Annotated in this window: 17 protein-coding genes and 1 pseudogene; 7 read left to right on the forward strand and 11 right to left on the reverse strand. The window is 69.6% G+C overall.

Features of this window, described 5'->3' with window-relative positions:
* The first annotated feature begins 75 nt into the window (after positions 1-75).
* A complete protein-coding gene (locus AB0G10_RS25835) occupies positions 76-1,866 on the forward strand; it encodes an AMP-dependent synthetase/ligase (protein WP_360926656.1) in 1,791 nt (596 codons plus the stop codon).
* A 16-nt stretch (positions 1,867-1,882) separates the two neighbouring features.
* Here the strand turns inward: AB0G10_RS25835 and AB0G10_RS25840 are convergent, their stop codons facing one another.
* Together AB0G10_RS25840 and AB0G10_RS25845 are read right to left on the reverse strand one after the other, a co-directional pair.
* Complete coding sequence (locus tag AB0G10_RS25840; protein ID WP_360926659.1) at positions 1,883-2,200, reverse strand: hypothetical protein; 318 nt, start codon at positions 2,198-2,200, stop codon at positions 1,883-1,885.
* 86 nt (positions 2,201-2,286) lie between these two features.
* Entirely contained in the window at positions 2,287-3,033 is a 747-nt protein-coding gene (locus AB0G10_RS25845) for a hypothetical protein (RefSeq protein WP_360926662.1), read from the reverse strand.
* A gap of 47 nt (positions 3,034-3,080) precedes the next feature.
* Between AB0G10_RS25845 and AB0G10_RS25850 the strand changes: the two genes are divergently transcribed.
* Positions 3,081-3,467, forward strand: coding sequence for a helix-turn-helix domain-containing protein (locus AB0G10_RS25850; RefSeq protein WP_360926665.1), 387 nt, complete (start codon positions 3,081-3,083; stop codon positions 3,465-3,467).
* 94 nt (positions 3,468-3,561) lie between these two features.
* On the opposite strand, the gene AB0G10_RS25855 is transcribed toward AB0G10_RS25850, so the two are convergent.
* The 4 genes from AB0G10_RS25855 to AB0G10_RS25870 all read right to left on the reverse strand — a co-directional run bounded on the left by AB0G10_RS25855 (position 3,562) and on the right by AB0G10_RS25870 (position 7,136).
* Entirely contained in the window at positions 3,562-4,692 is a 1,131-nt protein-coding gene (locus AB0G10_RS25855) for a calcium-binding protein (protein WP_360926668.1), read from the reverse strand.
* Between the two features lie 62 nt (positions 4,693-4,754).
* Complete coding sequence (locus AB0G10_RS25860; RefSeq protein WP_360926671.1) at positions 4,755-5,930, reverse strand: calcium-binding protein; 1,176 nt, start codon at positions 5,928-5,930, stop codon at positions 4,755-4,757.
* A 95-nt stretch (positions 5,931-6,025) separates the two neighbouring features.
* Positions 6,026-6,652, reverse strand: a complete 627-nt coding sequence (locus AB0G10_RS25865; RefSeq protein ID WP_360926674.1) for a hypothetical protein — start codon at positions 6,650-6,652, stop codon at positions 6,026-6,028.
* Between the two features lie 67 nt (positions 6,653-6,719).
* Positions 6,720-7,136, reverse strand: a complete 417-nt coding sequence (locus tag AB0G10_RS25870; RefSeq protein ID WP_360926677.1) for a hypothetical protein — start codon at positions 7,134-7,136, stop codon at positions 6,720-6,722.
* 194 nt (positions 7,137-7,330) lie between these two features.
* Here AB0G10_RS25870 and AB0G10_RS25875 point away from each other — a divergent pair, with 194 nt between their 5' ends.
* Positions 7,331-8,236, forward strand: a complete 906-nt coding sequence (locus AB0G10_RS25875) for a hypothetical protein (protein WP_360926680.1) — start codon at positions 7,331-7,333, stop codon at positions 8,234-8,236.
* A 40-nt stretch (positions 8,237-8,276) separates the two neighbouring features.
* Here the strand turns inward: AB0G10_RS25875 and AB0G10_RS25880 are convergent, their stop codons facing one another.
* Both AB0G10_RS25880 and AB0G10_RS25885 read right to left on the reverse strand, forming a co-directional pair.
* Positions 8,277-8,963 carry an alpha/beta hydrolase gene (locus AB0G10_RS25880; protein ID WP_360926683.1) on the reverse strand — a complete coding sequence of 229 codons (687 nt, stop codon included), beginning with the start codon at positions 8,961-8,963 and terminating at the stop codon, positions 8,277-8,279.
* A gap of 56 nt (positions 8,964-9,019) precedes the next feature.
* The gene (locus AB0G10_RS25885; RefSeq protein WP_360926686.1) at positions 9,020-9,814 is read right to left on the reverse strand and encodes a serine protease; all 795 of its coding nucleotides are present in this window, start codon (positions 9,812-9,814) and stop codon (positions 9,020-9,022) included.
* 132 nt (positions 9,815-9,946) lie between these two features.
* Here AB0G10_RS25885 and AB0G10_RS25890 point away from each other — a divergent pair, with 132 nt between their 5' ends.
* Positions 9,947-10,474 carry a hypothetical protein gene (locus AB0G10_RS25890; protein ID WP_360926689.1) on the forward strand — a complete coding sequence of 176 codons (528 nt, stop codon included), beginning with the start codon at positions 9,947-9,949 and terminating at the stop codon, positions 10,472-10,474.
* On the opposite strand, the gene AB0G10_RS25895 is transcribed toward AB0G10_RS25890, so the two are convergent.
* Both AB0G10_RS25895 and AB0G10_RS25900 read right to left on the reverse strand, forming a co-directional pair.
* Positions 10,475-11,374, reverse strand: coding sequence for an aminoglycoside phosphotransferase family protein (locus AB0G10_RS25895; RefSeq protein WP_360926691.1), 900 nt, complete (start codon positions 11,372-11,374; stop codon positions 10,475-10,477).
* A gap of 13 nt (positions 11,375-11,387) precedes the next feature.
* Positions 11,388-12,527 (reverse strand): annotated as a pseudogene (locus AB0G10_RS25900) (M14 family metallopeptidase); the annotation flags it as partial.
* 278 nt (positions 12,528-12,805) lie between these two features.
* Between AB0G10_RS25900 and AB0G10_RS25905 the strand changes: the two are divergent.
* The 3 genes from AB0G10_RS25905 to AB0G10_RS25915 all read left to right on the forward strand — a co-directional run bounded on the left by AB0G10_RS25905 (position 12,806) and on the right by AB0G10_RS25915 (position 15,852).
* Entirely contained in the window at positions 12,806-13,618 is an 813-nt protein-coding gene (locus tag AB0G10_RS25905; protein ID WP_360926694.1) for a MerR family transcriptional regulator, read from the forward strand.
* Positions 13,619-13,764: 146 nt separating this feature from the next.
* Positions 13,765-14,103 carry a helix-turn-helix transcriptional regulator gene (locus AB0G10_RS25910; RefSeq protein ID WP_360926697.1) on the forward strand — a complete coding sequence of 113 codons (339 nt, stop codon included), beginning with the start codon at positions 13,765-13,767 and terminating at the stop codon, positions 14,101-14,103.
* A 399-nt stretch (positions 14,104-14,502) separates the two neighbouring features.
* A complete protein-coding gene (locus AB0G10_RS25915) occupies positions 14,503-15,852 on the forward strand; it encodes a glycosyl hydrolase family 18 protein (RefSeq protein ID WP_360926700.1) in 1,350 nt (449 codons plus the stop codon).
* A gap of 45 nt (positions 15,853-15,897) precedes the next feature.
* On the opposite strand, the gene AB0G10_RS25920 is transcribed toward AB0G10_RS25915, so the two are convergent.
* Positions 15,898-16,821, reverse strand: coding sequence for an NADP-dependent oxidoreductase (locus tag AB0G10_RS25920; RefSeq protein ID WP_360926702.1), 924 nt, complete (start codon positions 16,819-16,821; stop codon positions 15,898-15,900).
* Positions 16,822-16,863: the final 42 nt, after the last annotated feature.

Below are 16,863 nucleotides of genomic sequence, written 5' to 3' on the forward strand. Positions count from 1 at the left end.
CAAAAGAGCGCCACCCCTCTCTGCCGGAAATCCGTCCGCCGCCTCTGCGGCACACGGCCAGAAGGAGGCACGACCATGGACCCCTCCCTCGCCCAGCGGTGCGCCGACACCGCACGCGGCCTGACCATTCCCGCGCTGCTCCACCGCAACGCGACCGAGCGCGGCGACCTGCCGGCGCTCAGCGTGCTCGGCGACGAGCGCACCCGCACCTGGCGCGAACTGCGCGACGAGGTCGCGGTCCTCTCCCGGGGGCTCGCCGACCTCGGCCTGCGCTCCGGCGACCGGCTGCTGATCATGATGTCCAGCCGGCCCGAGCATTGGCTGGTCGATCTGGCCGCCGTGCATCTCGGGGCGGTGCCGTCCACCGTCTATGCGACCCTGTCCTCAGAGCAGCTCGGCTATCTTGCCCGGCACAGCGGCGCGGAGATCCTGGTGGTCGAGAACGCCGCCCTCCTGGAGCGATGGGGCCCGGCCGCCGCGTCCTTCCGCCATGTCGTCGTGGTGGACGGCAGCGGCCTCACCCTCGCCGACGTGATCTCCCGTGGCGACGGCGATCTCGGCGCCTTCGAGAAGACCTGGCGCGAGGTCCGGCCCGAGCAGCCGGTCACCATGCTCTACACGTCGGGCACCACGGGTGACCCGAAAGGCGTGCTGCTCACCCACCACAACGTCATCTACCAGTCGGTGGTCCTCGAAGCGGTGGTGCCGGCCGTGCCCGACCACGCCCCGTCGCTGGCGTACCTCCCGCTGGCGCACATCGCCGAGCGGGTGCTCGGCGTCTACAACCCGATCTACCGGACCGGGCACGTCACCATCTGCCCCGACCCGACGCAGCTGCTCGCCGGGCTGAACCAGGTGCGGCCGGTGTCGTTCTTCGGCGTGCCGCGCATCTGGGAGAAGTTCGTGGCCGGCGTGCAGGCCCAGCTCGCCGCCGCCGACCCGCAGGTCAAGGCGGCCGTCGACGTGGCACGCGAGGCCGCCCTGGAGGCGTACAAGCTGCGTGAAGCCGAGCAGGAGGTGCCCGCCGAGCTGGCCGCGAAGGTGGCCGCCCTCGACGAGAAGGTGCTCCGGCCGCTGCGCGCCAAGCTCGGCCTCGACAACATGCTCTGGGCCGGCAGCGGCGCCGCGCCGATCCCGGTCGAGGTGCTGCTCTATCTGGCGAGCCTCGGCGTCGACGTGCTCGAGGTGTGGGGGATGACCGAGACCACCGGCACCGCCACGATCAACACGCCGGACCACTTCCGCACCGGGACGGTCGGCCGGATCAACGCGGGCATGGAGCTCAAGCTGGCCGAGGACGGCGAGATCCTGGTCCGCGGCCCGCTCGTGGCGGCCGGCTACCTGCGCGCCGACGGCGGCGTCGAACCGATCACCGACGCCGACGGCTGGCTCGCCACCGGCGACGTCGGCGTCCTCGACGACGACGGCTACCTGACGATCACCGACCGCAAGAAGGAACTGATCATCAACTCCAGCGGGAAGAACATCTCACCGGCCCAGATCGAGAACCTGCTGCGCGCCCACCCGCTGATCGCCCAGGCCGTCGCGATCGGCGACCGCCGCCCCTACGTGACCGCGCTGATCGTCCTCGACGAGGAGGTGCTGCCGCTCTGGGCCCGGGCCCGCGGCCTGACCGGCGACTCCACGGCGTCGCTCGCCGGCGACCCGGCGGTGCTCGCCGAGATCACCGCGGCGGTCGAGGCGGCGAACATCAGACTGGCCCGCCCCGAGCAGGTGAAATCGTTCCGGATCCTGCCGCACGGCTGGACCCCGGAAACGGGGGAGCTCACGCCGACGCTCAAACTGCGCCGGCGTGTCATCACCGATAAATACGCCGCCGAGATCGCCGATCTGTACGACCGATAGCGGTGACCGAGCCCCTTCAGCAATACGTTTCGTAACCTTCGTAGAAACCGCGCCTCCAGCCCTCTTCGTACCCGTCCATGTAATCCATGTTGTCGTCGGCGGCCAGACCCTTCAGGGCCGCCGGCGCCGGGGCCAGGCAGTCCTCCCGGGCGGCCTTGAAGCCGTCGCGGCGACCGTCCCGATAGCCTTCCCAGAAGGCCGGACGCGGTATGGAATGGGTGATCGCGGACTGCGGAACGGGTGCGGCAGAGGCCGGTGCGGTCGCCGCGGCCAGGCCGCCGGCGCCGATCAGAACGGTGCCGGCGAGTACCGCGCCGAATCGTTGAATGTTCATCGAGCTGCTTCCCTCCCGGTCGAATGCGGTCCTTTCGGCGACTGAATCTACGCCGCCGTTTCCACCGGGGACGCCGAACGGTTCCGCTATGGCCGTTCGGCCATTTTTTCCAGCGCCGCGTAAAGGCGCACGGCGTCGGCCGGGTCGGTGGCGAGATTTATCGGGCGGCCTTTCCGCAGCGCCGTCAGCTGCGCTGCCGGCAGCTCGTCGAGGGCGCGAGCCAGGCGTTCCGCCGCCGGGTCAGGGCGTTCCGCGAGTACGGCGGCAGCGGCCCCCGTGATCCAGCGCATCGGCCGGCCGAGCTGCCGGTGCATGCCGGTGCCGACGAACAGCGGATTCCAGAGCAGATAGCGGACCGGGCTCCGCGGATGCCGGGCCGCGAAGCCGGCGCCGAGCAGGTCGAGGGCCCGGGCGCCCTGCATCGTCGCGGTGAACAGCGAATACCCGCGGGTCAGCTGCAGATCGTCCCAGTGGATCCGCCCGGCCGGAATCCCGCCCACGCCGCACAGGCTCACCACGATCGGCCCCTCGCCGCGCTCCAGAGCCGGCAGCAGCCGCTCGACCAGCACGAACCGCGACAGCACACTGATCGCGAACGACCGCTCGAGCCCGGTCGCCGTCTCCACCCGCCGGGTGCTGAAGGCGCCGGCCGCCAGCACGAGCACATCGATCCGATCGGGCAGCTTCTCCACGAGCGCCTCGGTCTCCTCCACCGTGGCCAGATCGGCGTCGGCGGAGCCGAGCGCCACCACCCGGTCGCCGCGTTCCGTCAGGATTCTCGCGAGGGCGCCGCCGATGCCACGCGTCCCGCCCGTGATGACCACTGTGCGCATGCTGTCATCGTGGAAGCCGCCCCTTCCCGGCGAAAGAAGGCACATCCATGTCACCGGTGATCGCCACCCCCGTGACCAGCGCCGCCCGCGACACCTGCGACGCAGGTGGGGTGCTCAGCCGGGTGGGGGAGAAGTGGAGCGTCCTGATCCTGGCCCTGGTAGCTGACCGGGAGTACGGCTTCAACGAACTCGACCGGGCCGTCGAAGGACTCAGCAGGCGGATCCTCACCCGTACCCTGCGCCACCTCGAGTACGACGGCCTGATCAGCCGAACCGCAACCGAGCAGCGAACCACCTACCGCATCACCGACCTGGGCCGATCGCTGCTGCCGCTGGTGATGGCGCTCGGCCAGTGGGCCGTCGACCACGCCGCCGAGATGGCCGCAGCACGCGCCCGCTTCACCGATCCGGATGCCGTCATTCCGCAGGCGTGACGTCCGGGCCGAATCCGCCGGAGCCCTCGAGAGGCTGAGCAGGGGCGTCAGCCGAGGGGTGGTGGGCCGGGGCGGGGCCGGCCCACCACGTTCATCAGGGCAGCCGCTCGCAGGCGGTAGCCGTGTCGGTGCCGCCCAGCCAGCACAGGTCGCCGATCTCCGGCGTGTTCGTGCCGCCGTCGAGGGTGTCGGCGGCGTCCTCGTAGAAGTCGCTGCCGTGGATCTTGTCGTCTCCGGCGTCGCCGAAGAGGCGGTTGGCGCCGGCGTCGCCGTAGATCTCGTCGTTGCCGCCACCGCCGCGGATCACGTCGTCGCCGGAGCCGCCGCGGATCCAGTTGGCGGCGTTGTTGCCGGTGAGGACGTATGTGCCGGAGCCCTCCGCGGTGATGTCCTCCACGTCGGAGCCGACCGAGTCGCGCTCGCCGGGCGCGCCGTCGTCGCCCTTCGCGCCGTCCAGGTCGACGGTCGCGGTGGCCCGGCGGTAGATGACCATGTCGTCGTCCGGGCCGCCGAGGATCACGTCGGCGCCGATCACGCCGGGCTTGTCGCCGTCCAGGACGTCCGGTCCCGCGCCGCCGTCGAGGCGGTCGTTGCCGGCGCCACCGGTCAGCCGGTCGTAGTGGCGTTCGCCGTACAGCTTGTCGTTGCCGGTGTCGCCGGCGAGGACGTCGAACCCCTCACCGCCGTAGAGGGTGTCGTCGTTCTCGTTGCCGTACAGATAGTCGTTGCCACCCTGGCCGTAGAGCTTGTCGTTGCCGGTGCCGCCGTGGGCGTAGTCGTTGTTCCCGCCGCCGTAGATCCGGTCGGCGCCGGAGTTGCCGAACAGCCGGTCCAGGTTGGAGCCGCCGACCAGGACGTCGTTGCCGGAGCCGCCCTCGAACGTGGCCCGGATGCCGGTCTTGTTGACGACCGTGTCGTTCCTGCTGCCGGCGTAGACGACGACCCGGGTCGGGTTCTTCTTCAGCTTGCAGCGGACCTTGGTCTTGTCGCCCTTGACCGCCTTGCAGCCCTTGCCGGCCTTGATCTTCACCTTGTCGTCGACGGTGACGGTCCGGCCGGACCGGGTGATGGTGACCTTGTTGGTGGTGCCGGAGCCGGCCTTGTACTGGACCCAGGTCGTCTTGGTCACCGAGACGACGCCGGTGGACGCGGCCTGGGCCGGCGGCGCGGCGAGGACGCCGGCGCCGATCGTGGTGAGCAGGATGATCCCCACCCGAGCGATCATGTGATTCCCCCCGTAGAACGAAGGCCGGGACAGCGGACGCTGCCCCGGCCGGTGATCGCGCGTCAGCGCTCGCAGCCGGTGACCGTGTCGACCGGGCTGGTGTAGCAGAGGTCGCCGGCCGCGGTGTTCGCGCCGCCGTCGACCTTGTCGCCGTCGGACGTGTGCGGCGCCTCGCCGGCGGACCGGCTGAAGATCTGGTCGTCGCCGTCGTCGCCGTAGAGGGCGTTCGCGCCGTAGCTGCCGTACAGCTTGTCGTTGCCGCCGCCGCCCCGGAAGACGTCGTCGCCCTCGCCGCCGCTCAGGACGTTGGCGGCGTTGTTGCCGGTGAAGATGTTGTCGCCGTCGCCACCGTTGAGGTTCTCCACGTCGGCGCCGACGGTGTCGCCCTCGCCGGGAGCACCGTCGTCACCCTTGGAGCCGTCGAGGTCGACGATCGCCTTGGCGCGGTAGTAGTCGGCGGAGTCGACGCCCGGGCCGCCCAGGATCACGTCCGCGGCGACCTCGCCCGTGGTGTCCTCGGCGTTGACGTCGCCGTCGAGGCGGTCGTTGCCGGTGCCACCCGAGAGGTAGTCCTTGCCGTAGCCACCCTCGAGGCTGTCGTTGCCACCCTCGCCGTAGAGCTTGTCGTTGCCCCGGTCGCCGATGTAGGTGCCGTCGCCCTGCATCGTGTCGTTGCCGCTACCGCCGTAGAGCGTGTCGTTGCCGTGGTTGCCCGCCAGGTCGTCGTTGCCGGCCTGGCCGAAGAGCGTGTCGTGGCCGCTGCCACCGGTGAGGTAGTCGTTGCCGCCACCGCCGTAGAGACGGTCGTTGTTCGACTGGCCGATCAGATCGTCCGCGCCCGAGCCACCGATGAGCTTGTCCTTGCCGGTGCCGCCGTCGAGCAGCGACGGGATGCTCGTCTTGTTGGTGACCGTGTCGTTCTTGCTGCCGGCGTACACGAAGACCTTGGTCGGGTTCTTCTTCAGCTTGCAGCGGACCTTGGTCTTGTCACCCTTGACGGCCTTGCAGCCCTTGCCCGCCTTGATCTTGTACTTGTCGTCGATCGTGACGGTCCGGCCGGACCGGGTGATGACGACCTTGTTGGCCTTGCCGGAGCCGGCCGTGTACTTGACCTGGGTGGTCTTGGAGACCGACACGACGCCGGTCGATGCCGCCTGGGCCGGCGACGCGAGCACGCCCGCGCCGATCGTGGCGAGCAGGATGATGCCGATCCGGGCCACGCTTGTTGAACGCGCCATGAAACTCCCCCGTGTCAAAGGCGTCGATGTGATGAACGGGAGTATAGATGATCATGCGTGGCCCGGGGCTCGGGTGAAAGGCCCATATGCGTACGTCAGAACTCGCACTCCACGACGGACTCCGCCACGCACCGGTCCACGAGCGGTCCGCCGTCGAGCTCATCGACGCCGGCGCCACCGCGCAGCGTGTCGTTGCCGTCCTGGCCGGACAGCCGATCGTCGCCGGCCTGGCCCCGCAGGGTGTCGTCACCCCCGCCGCCGAGCAGATCGTCGTCGCCCCCGCGCCCGGCGATCAGGTCGGCGCCCGCGCCGCCGCCGATGAAGTCGCCGCCGCCCCCACCGGTCAGCCGGTCGTCGCCGTCGCCGCCGTCGATCTGCGCTGGGATGGCGGTCCGGTTCACCACGGTGTCGTCGCGGTCGCCGGTGTAGACGACGACCGAGGCGGGCTTCCGCTTGAGCGTGCAGACCGCAATGGTCGCGTCGCCCTCGACCGGGGCGCACCCGGGGCCGGCCGTGACCGCGACGCGGTCGTCGACGGTGACGGTCCGGCCGGAGCGGGTCACGACGACGTCGTTGACGGTTCCGGCGCCGGCCGAGAACTGCACCTGGTTGCCGGAGACCTGGGCGGTGCCGGCGGCCGCGGCCCGGGCCGGTGGGGCGAGAGCGACAGCGCCGGCGGCGGCTGCGACGAGGACGACTGCGAGATGGTACGAACGCGCCATGCGACTAACCCCCGTATTGATGGCTATCAATCGATAGCACGGAGGGTAGTCGGCCGTGTCCAGCCCGTCACTCGGCCGTGTGGTACCTCGGGAAACGCCGGGCCGTGATCGCCTCGAAGTCGCCGGGCGTCCTCGCGAACCGCGCCTCGAACGCCCGCCGGATCGTCTCGTCCTCCGGCGCCAGGTCGTAATATGCGTCGTCGACCCGTCGCTCGGCGTCGTCACCGGCGGTCGCGGCCGGCAGCCCGGCCATCACCGCGGCGAGATCGTCCAGGCCCAGGTAGCGGCAGGCCTCCGCGGCGGCGGACAGCTCGGCCGGCTCGCAGCTGAGCGCCGCGTGGGCCGGCCCGCAGTTGCGCACGATGCCGTCGACGAGCAGCAGCGCCCGGAGATGCCGGTCGCCGTCGCCGCCGCCCAGGTCGGCGCCGGCCCGGCTCCAGACCACCTCGGCCGCATCCTTGTTCACAGCGAGGGTTTCCGTCATGCGGTCATGATGCCCCGAAACGCCCGCCTCCGACGGGTGATCTCATCAATAAGCCGATTCACAGGTTCGCCGTTGAGCAGGGGTTTCACCCTGTCCGGTAGTGATCGCGCAAAACCCGGTTGAACCACCCGCCCGTCACGGCCCGTATCCGCCCCCGACCGGGGTGACATCGACGTCCACGACGAGGAGTGTTCATGAGGTCGCGTTCGTACCGACGCAACGACGGCAACCGGCGGAAGACCATCGGAGCTGTCGTCGTAGCAGGAGTGCTGGTCGCCACCGGGGTGACCGGAGTACAGCTGGCCTCGGCCGGAACCGAGACCAAAGCCGCCGATCTGGTGAGTGTGGACGGTCAGCAGTTCGACGTCTCGCAGTGTACGGAACTGCAGGTCAACGCCGGTTCGGTGATCTGCGACGGCGAGGAGCTGGCCCCGGTCGAACAGCAGGCGCCGGAGGACGCCGCCGCCGACTCGGCGGTGGCCCTGGAAGCAGCCTGCGACACCTTCGCCGCCGACGTGGCAGCAGCCGAGGCGGGCGAGGAAGCCGGCGCCGGCGAAGAGGCGGGTGCTGGCGAGGAAGCCGGTGCTGGCGAAGACGCAGGTGCTGGCGAAGAGGCTGGTGCCGGTGAGGAAGCCGGAGCCGGTGACGAGGCGGGCGCCGGGGCCGAGAAGGCTCCCGCTCCGGGTTCCAAGGCCGCGAAGGCCGAGAACAAGGCGCAGGCCAAGAAGTGGGCCAAGGTCCTGAGGAAGGCCGCAGCCGGCGAAAAGGCGGGCAAGGCCGGCAAGGACAAGGCGGGCAAGGAAGAGGCCGGAGCTGCCGAAGAGGGTGCCGCCGAAGGAGGTGCGGTCGACGCTGAGGCCGCCGCCGCTGCCGTCGCCTCCGCTCAGCAGAGCCTGCTCCAGTCCTGCCTCGCGCTCGCCGACGCCAAGGCCGTAGCCGGCGCCGGCGCCGCCGAGGAAGGCGCGGCCGGTGAGGAAGGCGCAGCCGAGGAAGGCGCCGCTGAAGAGGGTGCCGCCGAGGAAGGTGCTGCCGAGGAAGGTGCTGCCGACGAGGGTGCCGCTCAGGACGAGGGCGCCGCGGAGGAGACCGCCGGCAAGTAGCAACGCGTCGTGAGGGGCGGGGGACCGCATCGCTCCCGCCCTACACGCCGTCCAGGAACCCACTCACCACCCGACAGAACTCTTCAGGCCGCGACGAATGCACCAGGTGACCGGATTCGATCGTCACGAGCCGCCCACCCGGAATCACCGAGGCCAGCAGCGCCACATGCTCCTGCGGCACCGGACTGGCCGCCCCACCCGCCACCACCAGCGCCGGCGCGACGATCCGGGCCGCCACAGAGCGCCACGCCTCCACGTCCGGCGAGTCGATCTGCGCCCGCACCTGCTCCACCATCCGCCAGTCGAACGGCAGCTCACCGGCGGGCCGCTCCGGCAGAGACGGCGTCCGAGGATGCGGGATCCCGATGTCCTCGACCACGAGCCGCCGGATCAATTCCGGTCGCGAGGACGCCACCAGCAGCGCCACGAGACCACCCAGCGAATGCCCCACCAGATCCACCGGCCCGAGATCCAACCGCTCGAGGACCCCGGCTACATCGGCCGCGAACTCCTCGAGCCGATAGGACCCCGGCCACGAACTAGCCCCGTGCCCGCGCAGATCCACGGCCACGACGGTCCGCCCGGCCGGGATGACGTGATCCCAATCGGCCGCGGTCTTCCCGGTGGCGTGAAGCAGCACCGCGGGTGGGTGGCCGCTCTCCGCGGCCCGCCACACCCGCAGTGCCAGGTCAAGCTCTTTCAGAGGTACGGACGTGAGCTCCGGCATCCCCCGATGATGTTCTTCGTCGGGTCACCGCACCACCGCTGTCTGCCAGGAGCAGATCAGCCCCCGAGCGACGCCGCCGCCGACCGGATCGCCGAGGAGAAGTAGCTGACCTGCGTGTACACGCCCGGCTTGTTCGGGCGGGCACACCCGTCGCCCCAGCTCACGATGCCGACCTGGATCCACGCGTTGGAGGCGTCGCGGCGGAACATCGGGCCACCGGAGTCGCCCTGGCAGGTGTCGACGCCGCCGGAGGTGTACCCGGCGCAGATCTCCTCGGCCGCGATCACCTCACCGCCGTACATCGAGCTGGAGTTGCAGGTGGCGTCGCTGACGAACGGCACCGTGGCCTTGAGCAGGTAGCGCTGCTGCGACCCGCCCTCCCGGTTGGCGCCCCAGCCGGCGATGGTGAAGGTGCCCGAGTCGTACGCCGTCGACGTCGCGATCGGCAGGGTAGCGAGGGTGGTGACCGGGGTGGCGAGGCGGATGAAAGCCCAGTCGTCGCCGTTGCCGTTGTATCCGGGCGCCCGGTAGACGTAGTTCGACCGCACCGTGATCCGGCCGCTGGCCTGCAGATCGACGTTGCCGAGGGTGGCCGTGATGGAGGTGTTGGTACCGGTCCGGCTGACGCAGTGCGCGGCGGTCAGCACCAGTCGCGAGCTGTAGAGGGCGCCGCCGCAGCCCATCGAGAGCCGCACCATGAACGGGAACTCGCCCTGGGAGGCGCGGGTGCCGCCGACGACGTAGGGGGTGACGTCGTCCGCGACCGCGGCCGAGGGCGCCGCGAGCACGCCCATGGTGGCCGCCGTGAACGCCGCCGCCGCGGTCGCCAGAAGGGTTCGCCATCTGCGCATAGGGGGTCCTCCTCAGTAGGGGCGTGCCCGGTAGGTGACGCCGCTGAGAAGATCGTGGCATTCATAGTTGCCAATGTTTAAATCCCGGGTCGCTCATATCGCCGACCGTGGGTGTCGCTACGCTCTGCCGCTGTGAGCACCGCATACTCGCCGGTCCCGGAGCTGAACCTGCTGCACGCGTTCCAGGAGCGGCACGGCTACGAGTCGTACTCGGAATGTTTCGGCCTGGACGACTGGAACGACACCTCGGGCCTCGAGGCGGGCTGGTCCGCCGACCCCGGGTTCCTCGCCGGCCTGATCCCGTTCGCCCGCGCCACCGGCGGCGGCTCCTTCTACGCGCTGTGGAGGATCGACGACCGCCCCGACCTCCCGGTGATCGTCTTCGGCGACGAGGGCGGCGAGCACGTGGTCGCCCGCAACGTCCGCGAGCTGTTCCGCCTGCTCACGTTCGACAGCGAGCCGATGGTCGACCACGACGGCGTCGTCTTCTACCGCGACCCCGACGACGAGCACAGCGAGCACCACGACGCGTTCGTGACCTGGCTCGCCGACCGGTTCGGCCTGGCCCCCGCCGACGACCCGGCCACCCTGGTCGCCGCCGCCCAGGCCGAGTTCGGCGACGCCTTCGCCACCTGGAAGCGGCAATACCTGGACTGGTGATCAGACCGCCGGGTCGGCGAGGATGCGCTCGAGGGTGCGGCGACCGATTCCGGACATCACCGGGTTGGTCTCGCGGTAGTACCAGACAAGGCCCATCGACTGCTCGAAGGCCCACGCCTGCCCGCGCGCCCACTCGTCATCACCGCAGGTCAGGCCGTTGCGCAGCACCTCGCGCGGCCCCGGATCCAGCAGATGCCACGCGCTGAGCAGGTCGAGCGCCGGGTCGGCCGGCTGGAAACCGCCGACGTCGAGGACGCCGGTGAGGCGGTTTCCGGTCACCAGCAGGTTGCCCGGCATCAGGTCACAGTGCGTCATGACGTCGGGGTCACTGCCGCGGGGAAGCTTGCGCATGGCTTCCCACAAAACCCGAAGATTTCGTACGGGAAGAAGACCCTCGCTTTCCTGAAGACAGCGGGACATCCACTGATCGTGATCGGCCAGCACCCCACCGCGCCCTCGGCCGCGGAACGACTCGCCGTCCGTCTCGACCGACCTCAACTCCGTGATCAGGTCGACCAGGTCGGCGGCGAGATCCTCCGATCCGGCCGGGTCGGCGTCGGTGGCGACGGTCCCCGGCAGCCAGGTCTGCACCGACCAGGCGGCCGGGAATCCGGGACCGGGCTCGCCGAGCGCCACCGGAAGCGGCGTGGCGAACCGGGTCCGGCCGTGCAGGCGCTTCCCCCCGTACATCTCGGTCTCGAGCCCCCGCCGGATCTGCAAGATCTCGGCAGAGTCGGGGTTTTCGCCGCTCAGGAACGGGAAGCGCGCGGTGAGATCGTCGCCGATACGGAAGATGGCGTTGACCGTCCCGTGCGAGGTGACCGGCCGGATCTCCCGATCGGCCCACTCCGGGAACTGCGTCTCGACCAGCTTCCGCACCGTGGCGACATCGACTCTCACCCGTCCATTGTCAGCAGTATGTCGACTGCTTTCCGATCACCTTGTACGGGCAGTCGGCGGCCTCGGCGAGCATGAGCGCCGCCGTCCGGTTGCGGGCAGTTTCGGTCGGGATGACGCTGGCCGGCGGGTAGAAGCCGCCGCCGCCCGAGCTGCCCGGATAGAGCTCGAAGGTGTACGCGAAGATCTTGTGGACGCCCCACAGCCAGTCGAGCGAGTCACCGTCGGTGATGTAGAGGTCGCTTGACTGCTGCGGTGTGTAACCGTTGGTGGCGGCCATCTGCCGGCCGAGCGTCGCGAACGTGTTGGCCTGGTCGGCGTTCATGCCGGTGGCCGTGTTCGCCGTGGTGTGGCCGTAGGGCCAGAGCACCAGCTTCGAGTACGAGTGGAAGTCGATGACGGCCTTGACCTGCTGGACGCCGCCGATCACCCGGCTGTTGTAGAAGTCGCGGATCACCCGGGTCTCCGGCGCGGAGAACGCCGACGGCCCGCGGTAGGTGGCCGACGAGGTGCTGCCGGACGAGCCGCCGCAGCAGCCCCACTGATATCCGTAGTTGCGGTTCAGGTCGGTGCCGACATAGCTGGAACCGCTGTTCGGCTGCCGGTTCTTGCGCCACGAGCGGTAGCTGCCGGTCGCGACGTCGTACTCCGAGCCGTCCGGGTTCACCGACGGGATGATCCACAGCTCCCGGCTGTCCACGATCGCCTTGATCCGGCTGTCCGTCGCGTACCCGGTGGTGAACTGCGCCAGCAGATAGAGCGCCTGCTCGACGGTGAGGTGCTCGCGGGCGTGGTGGTTGGCCTGGTAGACGACCTCCGGCTCGGACTCGTCGGTCCCGACGTTGTCGGAGATCTTCACGGCGACGATGTCCCGGCCCTCATAGCTCTTGCCGAGGACCCGCTTGCTCACGATCGACGGGTAGTTCGTGGCCGCCGCGTTCACCTTGGCGACCATCTCGGAGTAGTTGTGATAGGCCGAGTCGGCGGGCGGGAAGTCGAGAGTGGTCACCTCACCCGCTGCTTCCTCAATCTTGTAGCCTATCTTGCGCAGCTTGCTTACCTCGGCGCCGGTCGCCGTGACAGCGGCGACGCCGTGCTCGATGTCCTCGATGGCCGCACCGGCCCGGGCGATCTGGTTGCGCTGCGCCTCGGTGCGCACGTCATAGATCTCGTACTCGGCGGCGGGGTCGGGGGCCGGCCCCGCCCCGGCGGGGGCGGACGCGGTGAACGCCGCGGTCGCGCAGAGCGTGACAGCGGCGAAGGCCGCGAGGGAACGTCGTCTCATGAACGACCTCCGGGATCAGGGGGGATGGTGGTCCCACCCCACCACTGCGCATAGATGCAAGGCAATGCATGCGGGCATGCCAATACGATCCCTATCGCCAAGTGATGCTTGACCCTCACACCATGTGAGGCGGTGAAGTCGGAGACATCATGTTCACCATCGGAGACTTCGCCCGTACCGGGCGCGTGTCGGTCCGGATGCTGCGTCACTACGACGAGATCGGACTGCTGCGCCCCGCCCACGTCGACCCGTCCAGCGGCTATCGCTTCTACACGGCCTCCCAGCTCTCCCGGCTCAACCGCATCGTCGCGCTCAAGAACCTGGGGTTCACCCTGCGCCAGGTCCAGTCGATCGTCGACGAGTCGGTCGGCACCGACGAGCTGCGCGGGATGCTGCGGTTGCGGCAGGTCGAGCTGTCCGTGGCGATCGCTGACGCAACGGGGCGGCTGGTGCAGGTCGAGGCGCGTCTCCAGGCTTTGGAGAGGGAGGGCAGGATGTCTGCCGACGATGTTGTGGTGAAGCGGATTCCGTCCGTCAGGGTGGCCGAGCTGGTCGCCGTGGCGGACAGTTACGAGCCGTCGGACATCGGGCCGGTGATCGGGCCGCTCTACGACGACTTGATGGCTCTTCTCGCGACACTGGGGATAAATCCGACAGGTCCGGGTGTCGCCTACTACGAGGACGCTTCCGACGGACGGATCGTGGTGCACGCCGGCATCGAGGTGGCGGCCGCCTCGGCCGACGATCCCCGTCTGCGCATCGTCGATCTCCCGGCGATCGAGAAGGCCGCGACCATCGTCCACCGCGGCTCGATGGACGCCGTCATGCCGACCGAGCAGAAACTGGCGCGCTGGATCGACGAGAGCGGGCACCGCGCGACCGGCTACGCCCGCGAGGTGAGCCTGGAATGCCCGGAAAATCGCGACGAATGGGTCACCGAACTGCAGACGCCGCTTGTGTGATTCCGTATGAGGCGGGTGACCTGCACATGTGAGGGTCACCCGCCCTCTCGGGCCGTCGGCGGCCGCAGGACCGTCGAAGAAGGCGTCGGTCGCCCGCCGAGCCCGCCCTGGACTGGATCCGGAACCCGATGAACTACGTTCGCCTCATGGCCGTTGAGTTCTCCGCCGTTCTGCAAGGGCTGATGACCAATCGACGCATCACTTCCCGGATGCTGAGCCGCGCCTCGGAGCGAGCGGAGTCCACCATCAACGGTCTGCTCGACGGCCGCCTCGCACCCACCCCGGAAGTCCTCGAGTACATCGCTCCAGCCCTGCAGATCCCGCTCGCTGACCTGCTGGTCATGGCGGGACTTCCCACCACGGAACCCCCACGTCAGCAGGCCGGCCAGGAAATCGGCTCCCTCCTGGCCGCCGCGAGCCGGCTCACCCCACAACAGGTCGAAGCAGTCACCGACTTCGCACGCAGTCAGCGCACCGAACGATGACGCCCCAACCCCAGACCGACCGAGACAAAGCTCAGCGCGCACACGTCGGGCTCATGCCGGACACGGCGAAGCCTTAGGCGTCCCGATCGAGGGTTCGGCGCCGGCTGTCCGGTCGGTGCGGACTTCAGGCCTACCAGCCTGCACCCGATAGAAACCCCGGGGGCCGGGCGGCGCCCAGCGCGCTCTGGGTGCCCAGTCTGCCTGCCTTCCCCTCGCGCACCGCACGAAGCCAGGCGCGGCCGCAGGGCACGCCTGCTCCGGGGCCGGCGTTGCTTGGTCGAGAGCTTGTGTAACACGTCATTTTGTTCCGGAACCGACGCATCATATTGACCGCCTTCTGTTAACGTTCTTAACGTTTGACGCGCCCCTGCTCATCCCCCATGAAAGGGTCGCGTCCCCATGAACCTCAGACGATCGGTCACGGCCGCGCTCGCGGCAGTCCTGGCCGGCACCGGTCTCGCGGTCGCCGGCCAGGCCACCGCCGCCCAGGCCGCGGTGCTGCCCGGCGGTTTCAAGAGCGTCGGCTACATGCCCTCCTGGGCCGGCAGCGTCACCGCCATCCAGTATTCGAAGTTGACCCACATCAACTACTCGTTCGCGCTGCCCAACGCGAACGGCACCCTGCAGCCGATCGAGAACACCGCGAAGCTGCAGCAGCTCGTCACCCTCGGCCACCAGAACAACGTCAAGGTGTCCCTCGCGATCGGCGGCTGGAACGACGGCAACGACTCGGCGTTCGAGACCCTGGCCGCGAACGCCGGCACCCGCACCACGTTCGTGAACACCGTGATGGGCGTGGTCCGCCAATACGGCCTCGACGGCGTCGACATGGACTGGGAATACCCCGATCCCGGCGCGTCCGCGACCAACTACACGGCGCTGATGGGTCAGCTCAGCACCGCCCTGCACAACGAGGGCAAGCTGCTCACCGCCGCGGTCGTGAGCGAGGGCGGCACCGCGAACGGCGTCCAGCCAGCGGTGTTCGGCTACGTCGATTGGCTCAACATCATGGCGTACGACGGCGGAAGCCCGCACGCCAACTACGACTGGTCGATCAACGCGGCGAACTTCTGGAAGAGCCGCGGTCTGCCGAAGGCCAAGACCGTGCTGGGTGTGCCGTTCTACAGCCGGCCCGGCTACCTGACTTATGCGCAGCTCGTCGCCCAGGACCCGGCCAACGCGAACCGGGACTGCACCCCGTCCGGCGAGTGCTACAACGGCCTGCCGACGATCCGGCGCAAGACGCAGTGGGCCATGGCGAACGCCGGCGGCATCATGAACTGGGAGCTGTCCCAGGACGCGACCGGGGCGAATTCGCTGGTCAGCGCCATCTACGAGACGGTCATGGGCGGCACGCCGCCGACGGGCAGGACCGGCCGCATCACCGGGATCGCCGGCAAATGTGTCGACATCGCCGGTGCCAACAGCGCCAACGGTACGGCCGTGCAGCTCTACGACTGCAACGGCACTTCCGCCCAGACGTGGACGGTGGGCGCCGACGGCACGATCCGCGCGCTCGGCAAGTGCCTCGACGTGAACGCCGCCGGGACCACGAACGGCTCGCTGGTCCAGATCTACGACTGCAACGGTACGGGCGCCCAGCGCTGGCAATCGGCTTCCGACGGGACTCTGCGGAACCCGTCGAGCGGCCGCTGCCTCGATGCCCAGAACAACAGTTCGGCCAACGGCACGCGGCTGCAGATCTGGGACTGCTTCGCCGGCACCAACCAGCGGTGGACCCTGCCCTGACACCCGTCGTCGCGCCCGGGCTCACGGGGACCCGGGCGCGACGATTCACACCACCACGACGAGCTTGCCGACGACGTGCTCGTCGACGAGACCGCGGTAGGCAAGCGGCCCCTCGTCCAGCGAGTATGTGCGGCCCACCGTCGCCCGCAGCCCGGTCACCTCCGCGGCCCCGCCGAGCTCCCCTTCAACATCGAGGACCAGCCGGAATTCGACGTCGTCGCGGCCGATGTACTCAGGGCGGGGGACCGGGAACGTGATCGTGAAGAGCCGCCCGCCGGGCCGCAGGGCTTGGGCCACATCGCCCAGCCGATCCGATGGCAGGACAAGGTTGAGAACAGTGTCCACGCCGGCGGGGTACTGACCGTATTCGATCACCTCGTCGGCACCCAGCCCACGCAGCAGCTCTGTATCGCCGGGGCGCCCGGTAGCGATCACGTGAGCGCCCCGCAGCAGAGGCAGCAGCGTGGTGCCGACGCCACCGGTGGCCCCCACGACCAGGACTCTCTCACCCTCCTGGATGCCGGCCGTGAGGGCGAGGGCGCGAGCCGTGATGCCGGCGGTGCCGAGCGCGGCCGCGTCGACGGGGCTCAAAGAAGCCGGCCGGTGGGCGATGAACGGCGTATCCGCCTCGACGACGGCGAACTCCGCGAGCGTGCCCGTCCCCAGCGACGGCCTGCCCTGCCCGGCGATGGCGCGCAGGGCCCGGGGCATGGCGTGCCCGAACACCTCGTCGCCGGCCCGATAGCCCGTCACGCCGGAACCGACCTCCGCGACCGTGCCGGCGAAGTCGTTGCCGAGCACATGAGGAAAGGTCAGCTCGGCGATCCCGCCCCGGACGACGGCGAGATCGACCGGATTGAGCGCGGCGGCCCGGATCCTCACGAGCATCTGACCCGGCCCCGGCCGTGGCGCCGGGATGTCGGCGACGGTGATTTGCTGCCCATAGTCCGATGTGACAACAGCCTTCATGAAACCGCCCCCTGTCATAACCGGACCGTGCGGTCAGGTTAC

This window comes from Actinoplanes sp. NPDC023714 (genome assembly GCF_040639855.1).
Classification (GTDB): Bacteria; Actinomycetota; Actinomycetes; order Mycobacteriales; family Micromonosporaceae; genus Actinoplanes.

Bases quoted from the DNA above. Each gene is read 5' to 3' on its own strand.
- AB0G10_RS25835 (WP_360926656.1), top strand. From the start codon at position 76: ATGGACCCCTCCCTCGCCCAGCGGTGCGCCGACACCGCACGCGGCCTG.
- AB0G10_RS25840 (WP_360926659.1), bottom strand. From the start codon at position 2,200: ATGAACATTCAACGATTCGGCGCGGTACTCGCCGGCACCGTTCTGATC.
- AB0G10_RS25845 (WP_360926662.1), bottom strand. From the start codon at position 3,033: ATGCGCACAGTGGTCATCACGGGCGGGACGCGTGGCATCGGCGGCGCC.
- AB0G10_RS25850 (WP_360926665.1), top strand. From the start codon at position 3,081: ATGTCACCGGTGATCGCCACCCCCGTGACCAGCGCCGCCCGCGACACC.
- AB0G10_RS25855 (WP_360926668.1), bottom strand. From the start codon at position 4,692: ATGATCGCTCGGGTGGGGATCATCCTGCTCACCACGATCGGCGCCGGC.
- AB0G10_RS25860 (WP_360926671.1), bottom strand. From the start codon at position 5,930: ATGGCGCGTTCAACAAGCGTGGCCCGGATCGGCATCATCCTGCTCGCC.
- AB0G10_RS25865 (WP_360926674.1), bottom strand. From the start codon at position 6,652: ATGGCGCGTTCGTACCATCTCGCAGTCGTCCTCGTCGCAGCCGCCGCC.
- AB0G10_RS25870 (WP_360926677.1), bottom strand. From the start codon at position 7,136: ATGACGGAAACCCTCGCTGTGAACAAGGATGCGGCCGAGGTGGTCTGG.
- AB0G10_RS25875 (WP_360926680.1), top strand. From the start codon at position 7,331: ATGAGGTCGCGTTCGTACCGACGCAACGACGGCAACCGGCGGAAGACC.
- AB0G10_RS25880 (WP_360926683.1), bottom strand. From the start codon at position 8,963: ATGCCGGAGCTCACGTCCGTACCTCTGAAAGAGCTTGACCTGGCACTG.
- AB0G10_RS25885 (WP_360926686.1), bottom strand. From the start codon at position 9,814: ATGCGCAGATGGCGAACCCTTCTGGCGACCGCGGCGGCGGCGTTCACG.
- AB0G10_RS25905 (WP_360926694.1), top strand. From the start codon at position 12,806: ATGTTCACCATCGGAGACTTCGCCCGTACCGGGCGCGTGTCGGTCCGG.
- AB0G10_RS25910 (WP_360926697.1), top strand. From the start codon at position 13,765: ATGGCCGTTGAGTTCTCCGCCGTTCTGCAAGGGCTGATGACCAATCGA.
- AB0G10_RS25915 (WP_360926700.1), top strand. From the start codon at position 14,503: ATGAACCTCAGACGATCGGTCACGGCCGCGCTCGCGGCAGTCCTGGCC.
- AB0G10_RS25920 (WP_360926702.1), bottom strand. From the start codon at position 16,821: ATGAAGGCTGTTGTCACATCGGACTATGGGCAGCAAATCACCGTCGCC.